A 17,244-nucleotide genomic window follows, 5' to 3' on the forward strand; every position below is an offset into this window, starting at 1 on the left:
AAGAAGCCTTCTGATGCGTACACTGCGCCCGGCAGGATTCGAACCTGCGACCCCCGGTTTAGGAAACCGGTGCTCTATCCTACTGAGCTACGAGCGCCTGCGGTTGGGAAAATCCGGGCGATACAGCGAACGGCAGCCCGGCGAGCGCATCACCGGACATGGTATCCGCTCCCCTTCGCCCGGCCAAGTTCTCGCGGAAATCGCCGCCTCCGGACCGAACCCCATGCCCCGTGCGGCGTCCGTCGCTGGACAGTCCCCCGCTGCGTTTTGATAATGGCCCGTTCTACGCTCCCCCTGTAAGGAGCGTGCTAACCTCCATTTGAACACCACGACCCATGAGTACCGAACCCCGAGCCTCGCTCAACTTCATCGAGCAGATCATCGAACGCGATCTCCAGACCGGTAAGTGGGGCGGACGCGTCCACACCCGCTTCCCCCCGGAGCCCAACGGCTACCTGCACATCGGCCACGCCAAGAGCATCTGTCTCAACTTCGGCCTGGCCGAAAAGTACGGCGGGCTGTGCAACCTCCGCTTCGATGACACCAACCCGGAAAAGGAGGAGCAGGAATACGTCGACTCCATCATTGCCGACGTGAAGTGGCTCGGCGACGGCTGGGGCGATCGGATTCTATTCGCCTCCGACTATTTCCAGCAGATGCACGACTGGGCCGTGGAACTCATCCGCAAGGGCAAGGCCTACGTCTGCGATCTGACCCCGGACGAAGTCAGCCGCACACGGGGCACGCTCACCCGGCCGGGCACGCCCAGCCCCAACCGCGATCGCGGCATCGAGGAGAATCTCGACCTGTTCGCCCGCATGCGCGCCGGCGAGTTCCCCAACGGCTCGCGCTCGCTCCGCGCCCGCATCGACATGGCCTCGCCCAACATGAACCTGCGCGACCCGGTCATGTACCGCATTCTCCACGCCCACCACCATCGCACCGGCGACAAATGGTGCATCTATCCCATGTACGACTGGGCCCACGGGCTGGAGGACTCTGTCGAAGGCATCACCCACTCCATCTGCACGCTGGAGTTCGAGGACCACCGTCCGCTCTACGACTGGTTCATCGACGCCATCAATGAAGGCCGAGGTCCGGACAGTCCCTGGGGACCGCCCATCCACCATCCCCAGCAGATCGAGTTCGCCCGCTTCGAGCTCGAATACACGTTGATGAGCAAGCGGAAGCTGCTCGAACTTGTGAAGGAGAAACGCGTTCGCGGGTGGGACGACCCCCGCATGCCCACGCTCTCGGCCATGCGCCGCCGGGGATTCACGCCCGAGGCCATTCGTGAACTTTGCCTGCGTATCGGCGTGGCCAAATTCAAGGGCATCATTGAATACGGCCTGCTCGAACACTGCGTCCGCGACGACCTCAACCGCCGCGCCCCGCGGGTCATGGCAGTTCTTCGGCCGCTCAAGGTTGTCATCGAGAACTTCCCCGAGGGCCAAATCGACGAACTCGACGCGATAAATAACCCCGAAGACGAATCAGCCGGCACGCGCAAGGTGCCCTTCACCCGCGAACTCTACATCGAGCAGGACGACTTCCGCGAGGAGCCGCCGCCGAAATACTTCCGCCTTTCGCCGGGACGCGAAGTCCGCCTGCGTTGGGCCTACTTCGTCACCTGCCGCGAGGTCATCAAGAACGACGCGGGCGAGATCGTGGAGCTTCGTTGCACCTACGACCCGGCCACGCGCGGCGGCGACGCCCCCGACGGCCGGAAGGTCAAGGCCACCATCCACTGGGTCTCAGCCAGCCAAGGCATCCCCGCCGAGGTGCGCCTCTACGAACAGCTATTCACCAAAGCAGATCCCGACGAGGTCGAGGAGGGCAATGACTACCGCGCCAATATCAACCCGAATTCGCTCGAGGTGCTGACTGACGCCGTTGTGGAGCCGTCTCTCCGCGGCGCCCCGGCCGGTTCGCGCTACCAGTTCGAGCGCATCGGCTACTTCACCGTCGACCCCGACTCGATCCCCGACCACCCGGTCTTCAACCGGACAGTTACGCTCAAGGACACGTGGTCGAAAATTGCGAAGAAGGGTTAAGCGATGCCGTCGTAACAAATCTGGTGCCCGGCGATGGCAACTCCAAAATTCACTCGGCTGCTGGCTGCGGAACTCGCGGCGCTGATCGCGATTCTGCTTCACGCTCTGTTATCCCATGATTGGTGTTGCGGCAGCCTGGGGGCAGGCCTCCTCGCCGGTGTAGCTGCTTACGTCCTCGACTGGCTGTTTGAGGCCTTGGTGGAACCCAAGCATCCGATGCCAACGCGAGCGACGATAATGATCATCACCGGCCTGCTCGGTGGCCTGCTGTTCCATCTCACGCCCAACGAGGCATTCCAAATGGCTTTCCGTACACCGGCCCCCCAAGGGATCACTGGCTTGACGTACAGGCTGCACTACGCAGGTGGTCCGGGTGATGCCGCGATGTGGATGCAGTTTTCCGCAGACCATAGCACGGTGGAGAAACTGATTGCACAAGGCGGATTTACGGAAGACCCCGATCAACTCCAGATGTGCCTCGATACGTTACCCGATCGCGACTTCAAGGCCTGCATTTTCGGTGGGATCAACAGCAAGGAGCGCGACGAAGCGGTGATTGTTCCGTCGTTCAATCTAAGGCAGTTTGAGTATGGGACTAATATTGAGCACGTCGTGGTGTTGTGGGACACGGGTACGAATGAGGTCTGGGTACTCTATACGTACGGATAGAACGATGATTGCAGCGTTGGTACAGCCGGCAACAATTCGGAGTCGCCGCTCAAATCGATGAACAGAAGGAGACGAATCATGTGGCGCAGAGTCTTTGGCACAATTACGGCTGTCGTTTCCGTCTTCGCCGTCACCCTCGCCCTCGCCGCGGGCGAGTCGAAACCCTCCGTCAAGACCATGCCTCCCGTGGTGGTCAAGACGGTCCCCGAGTCCGGGCAAACCGATGTCGACGCCACCAAGGTCAAGGAGATTCGCGTCACCTTCAGCAAGGCCATGAAGGACAAAAGCTGGTCTTGGTCGCAGATCTCCGACGAAACCATGCCCAAGATCACGGGCGACATCCACTACGACGCCGACGGCCGCACCTGCATCGCGCCCGTGTCACTGGAGCCCGGAAAGACGTACGTCATTTGGCTTAACAGCGCCAAGTTCGGCAATTTCAAGGACAAGGATGGACGCTCAGCCGTGCCCTATCTGCTCGTATTTGAGACCAGGCCGTGACACGGACGGCGCATCGCTGATTTGAAAACTGACGCAGTCACGCCAGGATCCAACGCCACCCTCCAACTTGCGCAAGGACGCTTCGATTGGGCGAATTATTCTCATACGTCTGGCTCATCCCCCTCGGCTACCTGGTCGGAGCCTACGGCACGCTGATCGGAGCCGGTGGCGGATTCATCCTCGTTCCCATTCTGCTGCTCCTCTATCCGCAGGAGAGCCCGTCGATCGTTGCCTGCATTTCGCTGGCCGTCGTCTTCTTCAATGCGGCCTCGGGTTCAGTGGCCTACGCCCGCCAGGGACGGATCGACTACCGTGCCGCCATCATCTTTTCCCTCGCCGCGATTCCCGGCTCCGCCGCCGGTGCCATGACCACCGGCCTCGTCCCCCGCCGCCTGTTTGACGCCCTCCTCGGCACCCTCATGCTCGCCCTCGCCGCTTACCTGACCCTCAATCCACGCAGCGAAACTTCGACACCGGATTCGCCGGGCCGGAACCACGCAGAACAGCCGGATACTGATGTCCCGCCTTTACCCCAGGACCACCGCCGCACCTATTCACTCGGCGCATTCCTGAGTCTCTGCGTCGGTTACGTGGCCGCGCTTCTGGGCATCGGCGGCGGGATCATCCATGTGCCGATCCTGGCTCGCGTGCTCAAGTATCCCGTGCACACGGCCACCGCGACATCGCACCTGATCCTGGCGATGATGGCCCTGGCGGGAACGGTGGTGCACATCAGCAACGGGAGCTTCCAGCACGGCTGGCGGCGAACGGTCGCCCTGTCGATCGGCGTGGTCCTGGGCGCACAAGCGGGCGCCTGGCTGTCCACGCGGATTCACGGCCGGTGGATTCTGCGCGGGCTGGCGATCGGCCTTCTCGCCCTGGGCGTTCGGCTCTTGAGCCTCAGCTTGGGATCCTGATCCCGTCAGAAGAGCCAAGTCCGACGCCACAAATCACCCGCGCGATTCACTTGACGAAACCCACTCGCGCACACGATAAATTCCCCGGCGTTCGGTTTTCGTTCGCATCGCGAATCCGCCGCCGCGACACCGGAGCGAATCCCATGCCCGAATCCGACCTCCACCTATCATTGAAGCGAGTCGCCTGTCGCTGGCTTTGGCGAGCCGGCTACGCCGCCATCGCCGAGGAAGTCGTCGTCCCCGGGCTGGGTATCATCGATGTCGCCGCGGCCGGCATCTGGCGCCGCCCCAATCCCCGCCGCGTCGTATTCGAGCGCGAGCCGCGCGTCGACCGCTTCCACGTCGTCTTCATCGAGTGCAAAGCCACCCGCGCGGATTTCCTCCGTGACCAGGGCCGACAGCAGCAGTTCGAATTCGCCCTTCGCGAGCGATCGGCCACGCGCCGCGTCTCGCGTCCGCGCAGGCACCGTCACGCCAGCCCGGCCTTGGGCAAGTTTGACTCCTGCCTCCTTCGCCCCCACGCCAACCAGCACTACCTGCTCGCTCCGCCCGGCGTCGTCCGCATCGGTGATATTCCCCGCCGTTGGGGCCTGCTCGTCTGGGAACAAGGCCACGTTCGCGTCCTCCGCCGACCCGCCTGGCAGGAAGTGGCCGAGGTCGCCGCCGTCGAAGGCGCAATCGCTCGCGCCCTCACGGCCCAGCGCATGCGGCGAGGGATGCGGCGGATGACGATCGAACCGGTGCGTCAATCGAGCCCACCGGCTGAAGTGGCGTGAGTTCAAGCTGCGAACGCCGCGCGGTCCACCTTCTGGCGGATCCGGACGTGATGCAACTACTTCCACGCCGGCAGCCGCAGCGTCGCGCCGGGGTTCAACTCGACGCGCTCCACATGCGCCGTCACCGTCTTCCCGTCCGCGTCAAAGATGGCATGCGCGTGAATCGCCGTCCCGGGATGCGTCAGGTTCCCGACCGAGTCCGCCGCGTAGAACCCGACCAACGTGACCTTGACCGGCGAGGAGGATTGAAACCGCCAGGGTTGATGATCGGCCGTCAGTCGCACGCCTGGCCGCATGGGGCACTCCCCGTTGATGACGTGCGTCTGCAAGTCAGTGGCTTCCCCCTCGATCACAAACGGGAGCGGCCCTTTCTCACCCAGACCCTCGCTTCGAGCCGCCTTCGCAATGAACTTCTCCAGCGTCTCGCCCCCCAGCCCCTCATCAATTCGAACATCCGTCCACGCCGGAACGCGCGCAACCGTCAGAAGCGCGGCCTTTTCCGTGGAACTCGTCTCCGGTCCGTCGACGCGCAGACCGCCCGCCGTTGGCCGAGCGATCCAGGCCTTGCCATCCACGATCGTGATCTCGCCGTCCAGACCCGCGAGCGCCCCAACACCACAGGCGTCCGCCTCGCCAAGCTCGTCCGCCAAAGCGACCCGCGCCGTCGCGCCCGCCGCCCCCTTGCTTAACACGTCGTGCATCCGGCCGTATTGTCGAACCTGCGGCGCATGCGACGCGCAACCAGTCGTCGCCCAGACTCCCATAGCCGAAATAAGTAGTCCCGCCAGGCGCATGTTGACCCACATGCTTGCGCCGATGCGATTCATATAATTTCTCCTGGTAGGGCGGGCTGTGCCCGCCGACGACCGACTGCCACCCATCAGACTACTCAAAGCCCTCGACGCTCAAGCAGCCGGCCTTTGCCGACCTCGACACCCGGAATTACTATGTCGCCAGCAAGATGGCCGTTCTCTCCGACATCATCATCGCTCGACCCGACGAAGCCGGTTCCATCAATGCAGCGGAAGGCAAACACTTGCAACGCTGGCCCAGTCTGGAGTCAAAGGGCATTGACACGGTCAAGCTTGGAACACTTTCGAAGATTCTGATGGACCGTCCAGTCAATGATGTCGATGCCGTTGCCTCGTTCATGCTCGACGCGATTCTCGACGAAGCGTCGGAAGACGGCCCCTGGGTTTTCCAAGTACCGGATGAACTTGTGGCCGCAGTCGCAGCGCTGGACAGTCCGACCATCGACCGGGTCGCCCAAGCGTGGGCGGCCACGGAGGAATTTCAACTCTCCCGTTGGTCGGAACGCGATGTGCGCGAATACATGCGAGACCTCGTCACAATTTCCGCACGCGCCCGCGCCGAGGGCAAAACGCTTCTGCTTTGGATGTCACTGTAAAGCAGATATTCTGCGCGGCGCCACTTCCCGTAATTCCACGTAGGGCCCCCGTGCGAACCATCATTCGAGCCGAGGGGTCCATGGCGTGGGAACCGGGTGCGTCGGCCCATTGCAAGGCGGCGAGCGCGACCTGCGAGCCGTACCCCATCACTCCTCGCGTACAAGCGGACTCAACGTCGACACCTTCCATCCAACGGCGGGCCTCTCCGGCTGATTCTCGTCCCACGCATACTGGCTGAGGATTGCCTCCGACGACTGCTCTTCTGTGGAAGTCACAGTGACCGTAAAGAGCATCCTTCCGGGTTCGCGATCGACCGTGTAAAACTCCATTCCGACCAAGACACCGTCTCGCTTCCCCACACTTAACCTGACGTGCGTCTTCTCTTGACGTAGTTTTCTCGCCCCTCCTTCCACGTCCGTTGGCCCCACGGCCGTTATCTCTGCTACAATGGGATCATCCAAAAGGTAAAGTTGGTACTCCTTCGGAAGGACCGGCGACCCGATTACCTGTTTCTCCCAGTCTCCTTGCCTCAAGAAATAGTGTCCTTGCGCTCGTTTCCGGGGCTCCTTCTTGGAATTGACCTCATTGCAGAATCCAATCACCCTGTTCACAGGCACAAGGTAATGACGACCGCCCCACGCAACGGGCAGCAGTTCGTCTGGCGCACCTCGAAACCCGCGCCGGTCGTTCTTCAACGAAAACAGCAGCCTGAGCGAGCCACGATCCGTACCCTCGATTTCTCCCCAGTTTCGATCATATACGCCCAGACAGCCCGCCCAGGCAAAAACGAAGCCACTCTTTGGCGCCAATGTCAGTCTCAGGTTGGCCCCCAACCCATCACCTTGATAGTAGCTCCCCGCCCAAGGATGTTGCGGCGTTTCTTTGATTTCCTCCTCAATCGCAGCGAGGCGCTTATTGAACTCGGACTCAGCCGCTGCGCCAAACTTCTCTGGCTGAGCCGCCTTCTCTTCCTCGGTCGGTTGGGCAACGACAACCAAAGGAAACATCCCAGAGAATGCAAGTGCAAATAAGAATAGCCTCTGTCTCATATCAGAACCTCGACGGGCGGTCCTACTGAGCCATTGATTGATTAGCCCTTTCTTTATTTGTGACTTAACACTACCCCACCACCTTCTTCACCTCCCCCGCCAGCTTCTTCGCCGACGCCGCGTCCAGTTCATACGTCACCCGCATCGACGGCTTGTTAATCTTCAGCATGCCCGCCAGATCGATCGGCGTGCCCACCAGCACCAAATCGCAGTCGGCCGCGTTGATCGTCTTCTCCAGCTCCCGCTGCTGCTTCGAGCCGTACCCCATCGCCGGGAGAATCTCCGTCATGTGCGAATACTTCGCGTACGTCGCCTTGATCGACCCCACCGCGTAGGGCCGGGGATCGACGATCGCCGCCGCGCCGAAGCGCCGCGCGGCAACGTGACCGGCGCCGTAGGTCATCTCCCCGTGGGTCAGCGTCGGGCCGTCCTCCACCACCAGCACGCGCTTCCCCTGCACCGCCGCCGGATCGGGCACCGTCACGGGTGAATCCGCGCGGATGATCTTCGCCTTGGGATTAACCGCCTTGATGTTCCGCTCGACCGTGGCGATCGAATCCGCGTCGGCCGTGTCCGACTTGTTGATCACCACCACGTCCGCCATGCGCGCGTTCGTTTCACCGGGGTAGTAGCTCACTTCGTGTCCGGGTCGATGCGGATCGGCCACGACGATGTGCAGGTCGGGCTCGTAGAACGGCAGATCGTTGTTGCCGCCGTCCCAGAGGATCACGTCCGCTTCTTTCTCGGCCGCGCGGAGAATCTTCTCGTAGTCGACGCCCGCGTAGATCACGTTGCCCGCGCGAATGTGCGGCTCGTACTCTTCACGCTCTTCGATCGTGCAATCGTGCAGGTCGAGGTCCTCCAGCGCCGCGAATCGCTGCACGATCTGCTTGCTCAGGTCGCCGTACGGCATGGGGTGGCGGATCGCCGCGACGCGCTTGCCCATCGCCTTCAGTGCCGCGGTAATGGCACGCGACGTCTGGCTCTTGCCGCAGCCGGTTCGCACCGCGCACACCGCAATCACCGGCTTCTTGGACTTGATGGTCGTATTCCGCCAGCCCATGATCCGAAAGTCCGCCCCTGCGGCGTTGACGATCGCCGCCTTGTGCATCACCTCCGCGTGCGGCAGGTCGGAGTAAGCCATGGTCACCTGCTCCACGTTGTGCTTCTTGATGAGCTCGGGCAGCTTGGCTTCCGGCTCGATGGGAATGCCCTTGGGGTAACGGTCGCCGGAGAGCACGCGGGGATAGACCCGCCCGTCAATGTCGGGAATCTGCGCCGCGGTGAACGCCACGACGTTATAACGCGGATCGTTCTTCCAGAAGACGTTGAAGTCGTGAAAATCCCGCCCGGCGGCGCCGACGATGATGACGTTGATCTTCTTGCTGGAGCGGGACACTTTCTTCACGGCCTTGGACCGCTTGGGCGCGGCCGGACGCTTCTTCGACGACCGAGGCATAAATTACTCCTGATTGGGAACGCGGGATCACAACCCGTACGCCGGCCGGCACCGACGCCGAGCGACGAGACACCGACCGGGCTAGCAAGTGTCGTGCCGATATCGCCGAAACGCCAGAGGGACGATCTCAGCGAACCGCAGGCCGCAACTTGCGCGGTGGGTGGCACGGCCAAGCGAGCCGTGCGAGCGCCGCCATGCCGCCGAATCAGCGACTAATCCCGCGGCATTTCCCCCCGCTCGTAGCCCGCCCGTTGAGTTTCGAGCCGGCGCTTCCAGAATGGCGATTGCCATTTGGCGCTTTCCGTGAGGAAATCTGAGACCGATGCAGCGGCTTCCCCGAATCGCCCCGTCGCCGCCAACGCCGCAGCGTAGGCTTCCTGAACCATGGGATTGAGGCGTTGTGTTCGCATGGCAACCTGGGCCAATTGGAGTGCGCGTTCGTATTCGCGCGCCGATTCCCCCAGGGTCGCCAGGATCCACGCCAGCCGGGCGCAAAGCCGCGGTTCATTCGGTGCTTGGTCGATGCCCTTTTCCAGCACGCCGATCGCCGCATCTCGCCTCCCTTGGGCCAGATAAACGTTGGCCAGGGCCAGACTCGTTTCCGGCCGGTCGGGATCTAGCGAAAGCGATTGGACGAAAGCCTCTTCGGCTGCGCCGTATTCTCCCGCGGAAGCCCGCACCCGCCCGAGGAGGTCCGGCCAGATCGGGTTCCCTGGGTCAAGCTCGATCAGTCGGTTGCAAAGCTGGGCCGCTTCGTCGAACTTGCCCAGATTCATTTTTGTGGCCACCAGCCCGGCGAGCGTCCCGCGATCGTCGGGCCAGCGCTTCAGCGCCTCCTCGTAGTGCAACTCCGACTCACGGAACCACCTCTCGGCCGTCGCCCGATCTCCTTTCGCGCGGGCCTTCTCGCCGAACGCCCCCGCCGCTCGACCGGCGGCAACATGCGCCACAACGTTGCCCGGCAGGATTTCCAGCGCCTTGCGCGCGGTTTCGTAGGCTTCTTCGTATTCGCCCCGGCCGTTCAGGTCTGCCGCGAGGTTGGCATAGGCTGTACCGGTATCAGGCGCCCGCTGAATCACCGTCCGCCACAGCGTGTCCGAATCCGACCAGATCGCGACCTGCGCTTGGGTCTTGTAGGACAGAAGGACGATCGCCACGACCGGTAGTGCGACAACTGCGGCGCGCCACGCGATCGGCCGGTCATGGGAACGGCCCCATACGAGCACGAACGCTCCGCCGGCAATAACCGCCCAGGAGAGGCACGAGAGATAGGTGTAGCGATCCGCGACGACCTGCGGCCCGCTCTGCGCCAGTCCGAGCACCGGCGAAAGTACCACAAGATAGGAAAACCACGCCACCAGCAGAGCGGGCAGCCTGCGTCGAAGCGACCATACCAGTGCTGTTATCGCGATGGCGAACACCAGCGCAAGGATTGTCGCCAAATTCCACGGCGAAACATCGAACCGCTGCTCGTAGAGTGGCAACAGGTTGTGCGGCCAGACGGACTTCCAGACATAGAAACCGATGCCATACAAGGCTTGCGCGAGGCGGACATCGAAGGAATGCTCCTGCGCGGTTCGCAGCGCCCCGGACTGTGCCTGCGCCCAAAGGGCCAATCCGGCCGACCCCAATGCCGGCACGAGGAAAAGTACCTTCTCCAGAAGGACGGCCTTCCACGGCGACTTCGGCGTCGCGCCCGATTCCGCACGAACCCGGTCGAAGCGCCGCAGCGGATAGAAGTCAATCAGCAGCAGCACGACGGGCAGGGTCATGGCTGCCGCCTTGGAAAGGAGCGAGAGCAAATAAAGGAAGACAGCCCCAGCGATGGCAAGCCGGTAGGCACGGAGGTCTCGCGTTGTGGCGGCTCGAAGATAAAGCAGCAGCGCAGGCATGAGAAACGCCGCGCTGAGCACGTCACGCCGCTCCGTGACCCACGCCACGGACTCCACACGAAGGGGATGGATCGCAAAAAGCAATGCCGCAAGCGTCGCCGCCGTCGCCAGCACGCCCGACCCGATCTCGCTAGATGCAACACGAAGGAGCTTTCTTGCGACGAAATAGAATCCGACGGCCGTGGCGACATGGAGCAGCAGATTGGTGACGTGGTATCCGCCGGGGTCGAGCCCGCCCCAGATCCGATAATCGAGTGCATAGGACAGCCAAGTGAGCGGCTGATAATGCCCGGCGAATCCCGTGGTGAACATCCAGCGAAGGTTTTCCCATCCGAAGCCGCGAAAGCGGTCGTTAAGCACAAGGGCGTAATCGTCGTCCCAGTTGACGAAGCCGAAGCGCGCCACGGAGGCGAACGTCAGGCCCGTCAGTCCGATGACCACGACCAACGCGGCCAAGGTCGGGAATCGGAATTCGTGCGAACCAGCGTCCTCTGCCGCGGCGCGCTCTACCGTTACTTCTCGCGGTTTCGTGCGGGTAGAATGGCGTTTGGTTCGACGGGGCATGTTCGCAAGCGTATCGGCGGCAGGCGCCGGAGAAAAGGCACGTGGATTGCTGGGTTTTCCTCGGGCACGGACCAGACGAGTTGATTTTGCGCTCAGGGGCTGGGATCGGCGATCGACCGATGCGGACGCTTCCGTGCGTCGGTTGCGAGCCTGTGATGTCCTGAAACGACCGGATTCCGGCGATGAGTCTTCGCGTTGAGGACAGTCAGGCTGTGAAGGCGGGACCTGCCTCGGTGACCGCCAAGAATCTCCGTCCGCGCCGCAACTACGCTCGCTGGCGAGCGCTCACCCTGTCGCTCGTCTACGTGGTCTTCGGCGCCCACATCATCCACTGGAAGATGACCGGCAAGACGCTGGCCCCGCTCGAACTGAACGAGGTCATGTACACGCTCGAGCTGGGCATCATCACGGCCGGCTTCCTCTTCATGTGTGCGCTCGTGCTCGGCACGCTCATATTCGGCCGATTTTTCTGCTCCTGGGCCTGCCACATCATGGTGCTGCAGGATCTCTGCGCGTGGGTGCTGCGCAAGCTGCACATCCGACCGGTCCAGATCCGATCTCGACTGCTCCTGTGGGTCCCGGCGCTCACCGCGCTTTACATGTTCGTCTGGCCGCAGGTCGTGCGGACCTGGCACGATCGGGCCCTCCCGACGTTTCACTTCGCCACCGACCGGCAGGGCTGGGCTTCATTCGTCACGGAGAATTTCTGGCGGAACCTCCCCTCCGCCCCGATCATCATCCTCACGTTCATCGTATGCGGCTTTGTCATTGTCTACCTGCTCGGTTCGCGATCTTTCTGCACCTACGTCTGCCCCTACGGGGCCATATTCGCCCTGGCCGACCGCTTCTCTCCGGGGCGGATCAAGCTGACCGGTGAGTGCCAACAATGCGGCACCTGCACCGCTGCCTGCACGAGCGGCGTGCGCGTACACGAGGAAATCCGCCTCCATGGGCGCGTGGTCAATCCCGCGTGCCTGAAGGATCTCGACTGCGTGAGCGCATGTCCGCAGCAGGCCATCCAATACGGCATGGGGCGACCTGCGGCGTGGCGATCGGACACGACCGTTGGCCGGTTCGGGATCCCTTACAGCTTCACCCTATATGAAGAATTATTGATGGCCGTCGTGTTCCTGGTGACGGCCCTGTCGCTTCGCGGGCTCTACAGTCGAATCCCGTTTCTGCTTTCTCTTGCGAGCGGCGCCATTGTCGCCTACCTCTGCGTCATGGCCATCCGCCTCTTCCGCAAGTCATCCGTCCGGATCGCGACCCTGCAACTGAAGACCGCCGGAAACTGGACGCATTGGGGCGTGGCCTATGCCGCGGGATTCGCGTTGCTGGTGGTTTTCCTGGGCCATTGCGCACTTGTCCGCTATCACGAGTACCTCGGATTGCGCATGGTCCGCGGAATCACTACCGAAGCGGTGGAATCCGACGCATCGAACCTCGCTCCCCGGACCGTCGATCACCTGCTCGCAGCCGACCGCTGGGGGCTGATTCATAACGAGCGCGTCGAACGGGGCCTCGTAACCGCCGGATTTGCCTCGGGGCGATGGGACGTCGTCGATCAATTCTCGCATCGCGTGCTCGATCGCTACCCGTATGACGCAACCACTCGCGTGCAACTTGCCCGATCGCTGCTCGAACGGGACCGAACGGATGACGCCGAACGCGAGCTGCGTACCGCCATCACGCAATGGCAGGTCGACCCGGAGCGCGCTCCGCCCGCCGTTGCGACCGCTTACCACATCCTGGGCGGCCTGCTGGCGCGCCGTGGGGATTTCACCGGCGCGGCCGCGCAGTACGCGTCCGCCCTGAGCCTGGAGCCCGAGGCGGCCCGCATACACGCCGACTTGGGCGGCGTGCTTGCCGAATTGGGTCGGTTTGACGGGGCGATCGACCAGTTTCGCGAGGCACTCCGCCTGGACAACTCCCTGGGCGACGCCGCCTACAACCTGGGCACAATTCTCTCCCACATCGGCCGCTCGGCCGAGGCCATTGATGCATTCGCCAGGGCGGAGTCCCAAATGGGCGACGATCCGGACATGCAGAATAACTACGGCCTCGTCCTGTTGCAGGCCGGTCGTCCTTCTGAAGCCCGAACTCACCTGGAGAAAGCGCTGGCTCTGGATCCCGATCACGCCGGAGCGCACTTCAACCTGGGTCGAGTCCTGCTCGAACTCGGCGAGATCAACGCCGCGGCCGTCCAACTCGAGCGGGCGGCCGACCTCGATCCACGGTATGCTGCACTCCTGAGGCCGGACGGCGGACGGTAGTCCAGGCCGACCAACGGAAGACGCGCATGATGACCGCCTTTCGCGACGCACTACTTCGGGCGACCACGCTGACTTTCGACTGCTATGGCACGTTGATCGACTGGGACAGGGGCCTTCGAAACGCATTCGTCGACGCCTTCGGGCCGGCGATCCGAGGACGACTCGACGAGTTGTACGACGTTTACAATCGAATCGAGGCGGAGGTCGAATCCGGGCCGTATCGACCCTACCGCGAAATCATTCGCGAGACGCTGCTTCGGGTCGGTGCTCATTTTGGAATGGGCTCGGGTGAGGTGCATGAAAACGCACTGGTCGACGGTCTGCCGTCGTGGGAGCCGTTTCCGGACACCAATGACGCGCTGGTTCTGCTGAAGCAACGCTACCGGCTGGGTGTGCTGTCAAACATCGACCGCGACCTGTTCAAGGAGACCGCCAGGCACTTTTCCGTGGCATTCGATTTCGTCATTACGGCGGAGGATGTCCGCGGATACAAGCCGGGGACTGGTCATTTCCAGCGTGTGATCGCCGAGCACGGGCCGGCAAGCAACATCGTTCACGTGGCGCAAAGTCTGTTCCACGATGGGGTACCCGCTCGGGAACAAGGTCTTGCCTTCGTGTGGATCAATCGCTACAAGCACGGCCGAAGCGGATCGTCGACACCCTTGGCCGAGTTTCGCGACCTGAAGTCGCTGGCGAAAGCCGTGTCGGAGCTATAGCGGTGCCGCGCACGTTGATCCGCGTCAGTCCAAAGACAGATGGCTCGACTCCGTGGTGCGACTGAAAGAGGATGCCCTATGCTCGAGATGAAGTATCCGCCCGGTTCAAACATCCGCATTACGCAATACCTCGAACTGCGCGGCAGCGTAATTGAGAAGCAGACCGAAGGCACGGTGGAGTCGTGGGAGGATCTGCCCACGGGTAGCTGGTTTGCCCATGGCAAGAACGATCGCTATTGGCTCAAGCGCCTTCGAATCCGCAAGCCCGACGGAGAAATCGCCCTTATCGTGATCGATGCGACCACGCACATCACCAACTCTCCGGGCACGCCCACGGCGGCATCATGACGTGCGGACTGCGGATTGTGGTGCCGTGTATCCGGCAAGTCTGCGAATATGGATAACCCCGCCGCTTTGGGCGAGAGAATGTCAAGTTCTCTGTTTCAACATTTTGTCGGATTATCCAACATTAAGCGTTATGTAAACTCCGATTGATGGACTGCCATCTGCCCGCCATGTTACACTCCGTGCTGTAGGTTTCGAACAAGCCAAAATCGCGGCCTGATACGTTTCCGTCGGCGCGGGCGGACGAAGGCCAAATCGTTCTTGAAGATCGGGAGGTGCGCAATGAGCGTTCGACGTATTTCTGGATTGATGTTGGCTTTTGGCACCATGGTCGTGCTCACGGGCTGCATGCCCAAGGTCACGATGGAAGAGCTGAAGCAGATGCGGCCGCAGCGGCCGGTGGAGCTTGATCATCTCGGGGCTTTCGTGGGCACATGGGAGTCCGAGGCAACCATGACGTTCGCGGGAATGGATGAGCCTATTACGGGTAAGGGTCATGAGACCATGGAGTGGGCCTGCGACGGCTGGTGCCTGCTGGGCAAGGGCGAGTACGAGATGGGTGACATCGGAAAGATGCATACCGTTTCGATCTGGTCCTATGACGCCAAGGCGGACAAGTATCGGATGTACATGGCGAATGATTATGGCGAAACGGAATCGGGCATGGCTACCTATGATCCCGCCGAAAAGGAGTGGGATATGTGGTCGAAGGCTCGCACGCCGCACGGCCATATGGCTAACTCAGGTGAGATTACGATGGTCGCCGACGGCAAGATGCAATGGGAATTCACGGCACGGGACGCCTTCTGGCGCTTCAAGATCATGGAAGGAAGCGGCATCAGCACAAAGAAATAACGCCGCCGGCGGCGTATCGGACGGAAGCAAGACCACGGCCGCGGTAACTCCGCCGCCGTGGTCTTTTCTTGTCCACGGCCCGCTGTACACGTACGAACCTCGTACAATTCGATCATGGAATCACATGGTCCCATCGTCGATCAGCCTGTCCCATGCCCGTACTGTGGGTACGATCTTCGCGCTCATCCGGAGGGGGCGACCTGCCCGGAGTGCGGGCAATGGGTGCTTGCCGGGCAATGGCGCTGGGAAATGTCGCGATGGTTCGACGGGCGCGTGCTCGATCTCTGGTGCGTCTCCGTCATCCAGATTACGGCGATCGCGATGGTGCTTTTCAGCGTCGTGACCTTTGCTTTCGGGCAGGTGTGGACGGCGGGTCTGGGTGCGGCCGGTTTGGCCTACGCACTGACCGCGCTGGTCTGGTACGTAATCATCCTGGCATCATTCGTGAAGAATGTGCGGCGACCGGGATTCTGGAACTACCCGAAGCGCCACCGCAAGCGCCTGTTCGCCTGGCTGCTGGCGGACGCATTGTTGTTCCTGACCCCGGTGGCAATCGGCGGCTTGTTGTGGATCATCATCTGACAGGTCAAGTATCGGCCCCGTGCAACGAGGCGCGGGCTTTGGCCTGCGCGGAGGCACCACCTGTCACTTCGGCGCAAGCCGGGATCCAGAACCGCGGCGAGTAGCGGGTCATCCCCTGTGGATCGACTGAATCCACGCCTCGGACAGGCGTTCGAGTAGCGCCGGGTTGAATTGTTCGCGGGTGATGCGCTCCACGTCGGCTTGCGATTTCGCCGCCGCGAGTTTTCGAAGGTACTCGCGGAGGTGCTCCCGGCCGGCGTCGTTATTCAACATGAAGCGAACCAGCGTGTACGCCTGGGCATAGTACAGGAGTTTGCGCGAGAACGTCTGCCCTTCCACCGGTTTCGGATCGTAGAAACCGGACTTGTCCACCAACATCATTTCATCCAGCGGAATGAGCTGGCGCGCATCGAGAGCATCGCGGACAATCGCGTACTGCCATCGACCCGGATCGAATTCCAGCCTCTTCGGCGTGACCCGCGCCGTGCCGAAGTACGTTGCCAGTCCCTCGTTGACCCAGATGGGCGCCCGCGGAACGTAGCGATGAAGGAATTGGTGAAATGCCTCGTGGAACAGAATGCGGTAGGTTTCTTCCGGATTGGGTTCGTCGCGGATGACGAGCACGTCAATCCCTGGAATGTACAGGCCGCGTGTGTGTTCGCACTCCCCGGTAAAGTACGCGTTGATGAATTCGTGGTATTGGCCAGCATCGGCCAAGATCATGACGCGGAATCGCTTCTTCTCAGCGGCGTCCGCTTCACGTTCGTTGTTTCCGCTCCCGCGGGCAGTCGCCCGCCGTGTTTCGGGGGGCGCCGGCAGGTTGTCCGAGCCCCCCTTGGCCAGCAGTTCCTCGAATCCGCGGCGGTACTCCGCGTAGATATACTCCAGCGCCCGGCCGTATTCCTCATATTTCTCCGGCGAGACCGTTCCGCCGAGGACGTAATGCTCCGTCTGGTGACGGACGGCGAACTGCGCAAGGTCGTCGCGAAGATTGCGCTGCGGCCCGGCAGCGATCGCCGCCGCCGGGAACAATGCGAGCGTGCTGACGATGACCGGAAACGAGCATCGTCCACGTGATGAGCTGATTTGCCCCATCGTTGCCATGTCACGACCGTCGGCCTGTGTTCGCTCGAACTCCGTCCTGCTTCTCACGATGAAGCGGCACCGCAGTTCCCCCGCACCG

At 62.2% G+C, this 17,244-nt stretch carries 16 protein-coding genes and 1 tRNA gene; 11 read left to right on the top strand and 6 right to left on the bottom strand.

Annotation, left to right across the window (positions count from 1 at the left end):
• Positions 1-23: 23 nt before the first annotated feature.
• Positions 24-97 (bottom strand) — tRNA-Arg (locus J5J06_06595).
• A gap of 238 nt (positions 98-335) precedes the next feature.
• On the opposite strand from J5J06_06595, the gene J5J06_06600 reads away from it, so the two are divergent.
• The 5 genes from J5J06_06600 to J5J06_06620 all read left to right on the top strand — a co-directional run bounded on the left by J5J06_06600 (position 336) and on the right by J5J06_06620 (position 4,917).
• A complete protein-coding gene (locus J5J06_06600; protein MCO6436738.1) occupies positions 336-2,054 on the top strand; it encodes a glutamine--tRNA ligase/YqeY domain fusion protein in 1,719 nt (572 codons plus the stop codon).
• A gap of 33 nt (positions 2,055-2,087) precedes the next feature.
• The gene (locus tag J5J06_06605; protein ID MCO6436739.1) at positions 2,088-2,723 is read left to right on the top strand and encodes a hypothetical protein; all 636 of its coding nucleotides are present in this window, start codon (positions 2,088-2,090) and stop codon (positions 2,721-2,723) included.
• 78 nt (positions 2,724-2,801) lie between these two features.
• Positions 2,802-3,224: an Ig-like domain-containing protein gene (locus tag J5J06_06610; protein ID MCO6436740.1), complete on the top strand. Its 423-nt coding sequence runs from the start codon at positions 2,802-2,804 to the stop codon at positions 3,222-3,224.
• Positions 3,225-3,310: 86 nt separating this feature from the next.
• Positions 3,311-4,141: a sulfite exporter TauE/SafE family protein gene (locus J5J06_06615; GenBank protein MCO6436741.1), complete on the top strand. Its 831-nt coding sequence runs from the start codon at positions 3,311-3,313 to the stop codon at positions 4,139-4,141.
• A gap of 143 nt (positions 4,142-4,284) precedes the next feature.
• Positions 4,285-4,917 (top strand): hypothetical protein, encoded by a 633-nt coding sequence (locus tag J5J06_06620; protein ID MCO6436742.1) that lies wholly within the window; start codon positions 4,285-4,287, stop codon positions 4,915-4,917.
• A gap of 56 nt (positions 4,918-4,973) precedes the next feature.
• Here the strand turns inward: J5J06_06620 and J5J06_06625 are convergent, their stop codons facing one another.
• Positions 4,974-5,744 carry an acetolactate decarboxylase gene (locus J5J06_06625; protein ID MCO6436743.1) on the bottom strand — a complete coding sequence of 257 codons (771 nt, stop codon included), beginning with the start codon at positions 5,742-5,744 and terminating at the stop codon, positions 4,974-4,976.
• Between the two features lie 134 nt (positions 5,745-5,878).
• Between J5J06_06625 and J5J06_06630 the strand changes: the two genes are divergently transcribed.
• Complete coding sequence (locus J5J06_06630; GenBank protein MCO6436744.1) at positions 5,879-6,325, top strand: hypothetical protein; 447 nt, start codon at positions 5,879-5,881, stop codon at positions 6,323-6,325.
• A gap of 147 nt (positions 6,326-6,472) precedes the next feature.
• On the opposite strand, the gene J5J06_06635 is transcribed toward J5J06_06630, so the two are convergent.
• The 3 genes from J5J06_06635 to J5J06_06645 form a co-directional block, all read right to left on the bottom strand.
• The gene (locus tag J5J06_06635; GenBank protein MCO6436745.1) at positions 6,473-7,375 is read right to left on the bottom strand and encodes a hypothetical protein; all 903 of its coding nucleotides are present in this window, start codon (positions 7,373-7,375) and stop codon (positions 6,473-6,475) included.
• A 70-nt stretch (positions 7,376-7,445) separates the two neighbouring features.
• The gene (locus tag J5J06_06640; protein MCO6436746.1) at positions 7,446-8,774 is read right to left on the bottom strand and encodes a GTPase; all 1,329 of its coding nucleotides are present in this window, start codon (positions 8,772-8,774) and stop codon (positions 7,446-7,448) included.
• Between the two features lie 272 nt (positions 8,775-9,046).
• On the bottom strand, positions 9,047-11,182 hold the full coding sequence (locus tag J5J06_06645) for a tetratricopeptide repeat protein (GenBank protein ID MCO6436747.1): 2,136 nt from the start codon (positions 11,180-11,182) through the stop codon (positions 9,047-9,049).
• Positions 11,183-11,472: 290 nt separating this feature from the next.
• Between J5J06_06645 and J5J06_06650 the strand changes: the two genes are divergently transcribed.
• From J5J06_06650 to J5J06_06670, 5 genes are all read left to right on the top strand, one after another.
• Complete coding sequence (locus J5J06_06650; protein ID MCO6436748.1) at positions 11,473-13,563, top strand: tetratricopeptide repeat protein; 2,091 nt, start codon at positions 11,473-11,475, stop codon at positions 13,561-13,563.
• A gap of 26 nt (positions 13,564-13,589) precedes the next feature.
• Entirely contained in the window at positions 13,590-14,279 is a 690-nt protein-coding gene (locus J5J06_06655) for an HAD-IA family hydrolase (GenBank protein ID MCO6436749.1), read from the top strand.
• Positions 14,280-14,357: 78 nt separating this feature from the next.
• Complete coding sequence (locus J5J06_06660) at positions 14,358-14,627, top strand: hypothetical protein (GenBank protein ID MCO6436750.1); 270 nt, start codon at positions 14,358-14,360, stop codon at positions 14,625-14,627.
• Between the two features lie 279 nt (positions 14,628-14,906).
• Positions 14,907-15,479 carry a DUF1579 family protein gene (locus J5J06_06665; protein ID MCO6436751.1) on the top strand — a complete coding sequence of 191 codons (573 nt, stop codon included), beginning with the start codon at positions 14,907-14,909 and terminating at the stop codon, positions 15,477-15,479.
• Positions 15,480-15,593: 114 nt separating this feature from the next.
• The gene (locus J5J06_06670) at positions 15,594-16,061 is read left to right on the top strand and encodes a hypothetical protein (protein ID MCO6436752.1); all 468 of its coding nucleotides are present in this window, start codon (positions 15,594-15,596) and stop codon (positions 16,059-16,061) included.
• Positions 16,062-16,169: 108 nt separating this feature from the next.
• Here the strand turns inward: J5J06_06670 and J5J06_06675 are convergent, their stop codons facing one another.
• Positions 16,170-17,213 carry a DUF1570 domain-containing protein gene (locus J5J06_06675; protein ID MCO6436753.1) on the bottom strand — a complete coding sequence of 348 codons (1,044 nt, stop codon included), beginning with the start codon at positions 17,211-17,213 and terminating at the stop codon, positions 16,170-16,172.
• Positions 17,214-17,244 lie beyond the last annotated feature (31 nt).

The sequence above is a fragment of the Phycisphaerae bacterium genome (assembly GCA_024102815.1).
In the GTDB taxonomy this organism is placed as follows: domain Bacteria; phylum Planctomycetota; class Phycisphaerae; order UBA1845; family UBA1845; genus JAGFJJ01.

Excerpts from the sequence above, each read along its gene's own strand:
- J5J06_06600 (MCO6436738.1), top strand. The coding sequence starts at position 336 with ATGAGTACCGAACCCCGAGCCTCGCTCAACTTCATCGAGCAGATCATC.
- J5J06_06605 (MCO6436739.1), top strand. The coding sequence starts at position 2,088 with ATGGCAACTCCAAAATTCACTCGGCTGCTGGCTGCGGAACTCGCGGCG.
- J5J06_06610 (MCO6436740.1), top strand. The coding sequence starts at position 2,802 with ATGTGGCGCAGAGTCTTTGGCACAATTACGGCTGTCGTTTCCGTCTTC.
- J5J06_06620 (MCO6436742.1), top strand. The coding sequence starts at position 4,285 with ATGCCCGAATCCGACCTCCACCTATCATTGAAGCGAGTCGCCTGTCGC.
- J5J06_06625 (MCO6436743.1), bottom strand. The coding sequence starts at position 5,744 with ATGAATCGCATCGGCGCAAGCATGTGGGTCAACATGCGCCTGGCGGGA.
- J5J06_06630 (MCO6436744.1), top strand. The coding sequence starts at position 5,879 with ATGGCCGTTCTCTCCGACATCATCATCGCTCGACCCGACGAAGCCGGT.
- J5J06_06635 (MCO6436745.1), bottom strand. The coding sequence starts at position 7,375 with ATGAGACAGAGGCTATTCTTATTTGCACTTGCATTCTCTGGGATGTTT.
- J5J06_06650 (MCO6436748.1), top strand. The coding sequence starts at position 11,473 with ATGAGTCTTCGCGTTGAGGACAGTCAGGCTGTGAAGGCGGGACCTGCC.
- J5J06_06655 (MCO6436749.1), top strand. The coding sequence starts at position 13,590 with ATGATGACCGCCTTTCGCGACGCACTACTTCGGGCGACCACGCTGACT.
- J5J06_06660 (MCO6436750.1), top strand. The coding sequence starts at position 14,358 with ATGCTCGAGATGAAGTATCCGCCCGGTTCAAACATCCGCATTACGCAA.
- J5J06_06665 (MCO6436751.1), top strand. The coding sequence starts at position 14,907 with ATGAGCGTTCGACGTATTTCTGGATTGATGTTGGCTTTTGGCACCATG.
- J5J06_06670 (MCO6436752.1), top strand. The coding sequence starts at position 15,594 with ATGGAATCACATGGTCCCATCGTCGATCAGCCTGTCCCATGCCCGTAC.